The sequence below is a fragment of the Mycobacterium sp. E3339 genome (genome assembly GCF_001666915.1).
In the GTDB taxonomy this organism is placed as follows: domain Bacteria; phylum Actinomycetota; class Actinomycetes; order Mycobacteriales; family Mycobacteriaceae; genus Mycobacterium.
On the sequence record NZ_LZIZ01000256.1, the window covers coordinates 1 to 4,452 of the forward strand.

At 69.0% G+C, this 4,452-nt stretch carries 1 protein-coding gene; it reads left to right on the plus strand.

All coding sequences use genetic code 11. The features are described from left to right. Positions 1 to 4,452, plus strand: a 4,452-nt coding sequence (locus tag A5702_RS24725) for a non-ribosomal peptide synthetase (RefSeq protein WP_156669744.1), incomplete at both ends; no start/stop codon positions are given.

Consider the following 4,452-nt stretch of genomic DNA (forward strand, 5'->3'; position numbering starts at 1 on the left):
TCTTGGTGGAGCGGCTGGGTCCCACCCGCAGCCTCAGCCATCACCCCCTGATCCAAGTCGTCCTCGCCTGGCAGAACCTGCCCTGGCAACACGAGGGTCCGGCCGCCGGGCTGACGCTGGGCGATGTGCGGGTCACCCCGATGCCGGTGGACACCCAGGTCGCCCGGATGGACTTGGTGTTCTCCCTGGCCGAACGCTGGACCGAGGACGGCCAGCCCGCCGGCATCGGCGGCGCGGTCGAATTCCGCACCGACGTGTTCGACACCGCGACCGTGGAAAGGCTGATCGAGCGGCTGCGAGGGGTGCTGGTTCAACTCACGGCCGATCCCTCCCGGCGGCTTTCATCGATCGAAGTGCTCGACGAGTCCGAACAGGCCCGCCTCGAGGCCATCGGTAACCGCGCGGCGCTGAATGAGCAAGCGCCCGTGGTGTTTTCGATTCCGGAGTCGTTCGCCGCGCAGGCCGCCCGGGCGCCGGAGGCGGTGGCGATTACCGATGGTGAGCGGTCGTGGACGTATGGCGAGGTGGAGGAGTCGGCGAACCGGTTGGCGCACTTGTTGGTGAGCCGGGGTGCGGGCCCGGGCGAGCGGGTGGCGGTGGTGTTGCCGCGGACGGCCGAGGCTGTGGTGGCGATTTTGGGTGTGCTCAAGACCGGGGCGGCGTATGTGCCGGTGGATCCGTCGGTGCCGGCGGCGCGGATCGAGTTTGTGTTGGGTGATGCCGCGCCGGTCGCGGCGGTGACCACCGCGGCGGTGCGCTCGCGCCTGGACGGGCAGGCCTTGGACATCGTCGATTTCGACGACCCCGCCGTGGCGGCGCAACCGGGCGGCGGGCTGGCGGCGCCGTCGGCGGACAACATCGCCTACATCATCTATACGTCCGGGACCACCGGCACCCCGAAGGGCGTGGCGATCCCGCACCGCAACGTGACTCAGTTGTTGGAGTCGCTGGATGCGCAGTTGGCGTTGGGGCAGGTGTGGACGCAGTGCCATTCGTTGGCGTTCGACTTTTCGGTGTGGGAGATTTTCGGGTCGTTGTTGTATGGCGGCCGATTGGTGATGGTGCCGGATGCGGTGGTGCGCTCGCCGGAGGAGCTGCACGCCATGCTGGTTCGTGAACAGGTCAGTGTGTTGAGTCAGACGCCGTCGGCGTTTTATGCGTTGCAGACCGCGGATGCGTTGGCCCCGGAGTTGGGTCAGCAGTTGAAGTTGCAGACGGTGGTGTTTGGTGGGGAGGCGCTCGAGCCGCATCGGCTGGGCCGGTGGTTGCATCATCATCCGGGTCTGCCGCGGTTGATCAATATGTATGGCATCACCGAGACCACGGTGCATGCGTCGTTTCGGGAGGTCGTCGACGGTGATGTCGACAGCAACGCCAGCCCGATCGGGGTGTCGCTGGCGCATCTGGGCTTCTTTGTGCTGGATGGCTGGTTGCGGCCGGTGCCCGAGGGTGTGGTCGGTGAGTTGTATGTGGCCGGGCGGGGTTTGGCGTATGGCTATGTGGGCCGGTCGGGGTTGTCGGCGACGCGGTTTGTGGCGTGCCCGTTCGGCGGGAACGGTGCGCCTGGCCAACGTATGTATCGGACCGGGGATTTGGTGCGCTGGGGTGCCGATGGCCAGTTGCAGTACATGGGCCGCGCCGACGAACAGGTCAAGATCCGCGGCTACCGCATCGAACTCGGCGAAATCCGCACCGCGCTAACGGCTTTGGACGGGGTTGAGCGGGCGGTCGTGGTCCTTCGGGAAGACCGGCCCGGCGACAAGCGGCTGGTGGGCTACGTGACCGGGACCGCCGATCCGGCCGACATCCGCGACCGCCTGGCCGAGCGGCTGCCCAGTTACCTGGTACCGGCCGCGGTCGTCGCCATGGACGACCTGCCGCTGACGGTCAACGGCAAGCTCGACACCCGCGCCCTGCCCGCACCCGGCTATCGCGGCAGCGAATACCGCCCACCGGCGACGATGACCGAGGAGATCCTGGCCGGCATCTACGCCCAGGTGCTCGGGGTGGACCGCGTCGGCGTCGACGACTCCTTCTTCGACCTGGGCGGGGATTCCTTGTCCGCCATGCGGTTGATGGCCGCGGTCAACACCGGTCTGGACGCCCACCTGGAAGTGCGGACCCTGTTCGAGGCCCCCACCATTCGCCAATTGGCGCCACGCCTGGGAGCCGCCGAGGACAGGCCGGCCCGGGTGGTGGCAGGTCCGCGCCCCGCGGTGGTGCCGTTGTCGTTCGCTCAGAACCGATTGTGGTTCACCGACCAGTTGCAGGGACCGTCGCCCGTCTACAACATGGCCGCCGCGATGCAACTGGTCGGCGACCTGGACGTCGATGCGCTCGCGGCGGCGCTGGCCGATGTCGTGGCCCGACACGAAACCCTGCGCACCGTGTTCGTCGCACCCGAGGGCACACCGCAGCAGGTGGTCATCCCCGCCGCGCAGGCCGACATCGGTTGGCGGGTGGTCGATGCCGGCGGTTGGTCGCCGAGCCGCCTCACCGAGGCCATCGAGACCGCGGCGCGCCACACGTTCGATCTGAGCACCGAAATGCCATTGCGCGCCATGCTTTTCCGCGTCGCCGCCAACCGGCACGTGCTGGTGGCCGTCGCCCACCACATCGCCGCCGACGGGTGGTCACTGCCGCCGCTGGTGCGCGATCTCGGCGCGGCCTACGCCAGCCGGTGCGCGGGCGAGCCACCCGCCTGGGCACCGCTGCCGGTGCAGTACGTCGACTACACGCTGTGGCAGCACGCCTGGTTCGGCGAACTGGATGATCCCGCCAGCCCCATCGCCGGGCAGCTTCGGTATTGGCAACGGGCCCTGGCCGACCTGCCCGAACACCTCGCGCTCCCCACCGACCGGCCCTACCCGGTGGAGGCCGATTATCGCGGCTCCAGCGTCACCGTCCAGTGGCCGGCGAAACTGCAGCAGCGCGTGCGCGAGGTGGCCCGCGACCACAACGTGACGAGCTTCATGGTGGTCCAGGCCGCGTTGGCGGTGCTGCTGGCCAAGGTGAGCGCGACGTCCGATGTGGCGGTGGGCTTTCCGATCGCCGGACGGCAGGATCCGGCGCTGGATGAGCTGGTCGGATTCTTCGTCAACACGTTGGTGCTCAGGGTCGATCTGACCGGAAACCCCACGCTCGGTGAGGTATTGGCCCAGGTGCGGCAGCGCAGCCTCGCGGCCTACGAAAACCAGGACGTGCCCTTCGAGGTACTGGTGGAGCGGCTCAACCCCACCCGCAGCCTCGCCCATCACCCGCTGGTGCAGGTGATGCTGACCTGGCAGAACGGCAGCCCCGCCGAACTGAGCCTGGGCGACGTGGCAGTCACCCCGCTGGCGCTTCAAAACCACACGGCGCGAATGGATCTGGTGTTCTCGCTGGCCGAGCGCTGGACCGCGGACGGCCGGCCGGACGGCGTCGACGGGACGGTCGAGTTCCGCACCGACGTGTTCGACGCCGACACCGTCGAGGCCCTGATCACCCGTTTGGAGCGGGTGTTGGTCGCACTGACGACCAACACCACCCGGCGGCTGTCGGCGGTCGACGTGTTGGATGTCGGTGAGCGCGCTTGGTTGGACGGGGCCGCTGGTCGGGCGGTGCTGGCCCGGCCGTGGACCCCGGCGTCGATTCCGGCGTTGTTCGCCGCGCAGGTGGCCCGTCGGGCGGGTGCGCCGGCGGTGACGTTCGAGGGGCGGTCGTTGACTTACCGCGAGCTCGATGAGGCGGCAAATCGGTTGGCGCACGCATTGATTGAGCATGGCGCCGGTCCGGGGCAAGCCGTCGCCTTGCTCCTCCCGCGGTCGGCCGAGGCGATCGTCGCGATCCTGGCGGTGCTCAAGACCGGGGCGGCGTACTTGCCGATCGATCCGGCGTTGCCGGCGGCGCGGATTGCTTTCATGCTCACCGACACCGCCCCGATCGCCGCGGTCACGACCGCGGCGTTGGCCGAGACGTTGGAGGGTCATCACCTGGCGGTGGTAGATGTGGCCGATCCGGCCCTGGCAGCCCGGCCCGCGACGGCGCCTGCGGGGCCATCGCCGCAGGATGTGGCGCACATCATTTACACCTCGGGCACCACCGGCACGCCGAAGGGGGTGGCGGTCAGCCATGCCAATGTGACGCGGTTGTTCGACGCGCAGGCCGTCGGCGTGCCGTTGAGCCCGGGGCAGGTGTGGGCGCAGTTCCATTCGTATGCGTTCGATTTCTCGGTGTGGGAGATCTGGGGGGCGTTGCTGCACGGGGGACGGTTGGTGGTGGTGCCCGATGCGGTCGCCCGCTCACCCAAGGATCTGCATGCGCTGTTGGTGGCCGAAAGGGTCAGCGTGCTCAGTCAGACCACGGCCGCGGTGCGGATGCTCTCGCCGCAGGGGCTCGAGGGCACGGCGTTGGTGGTGGGGGCCGAGCCGGTGGGGGCGGAGTTGGTGGATCGCTGGGCGCCGGGGCGGTTGT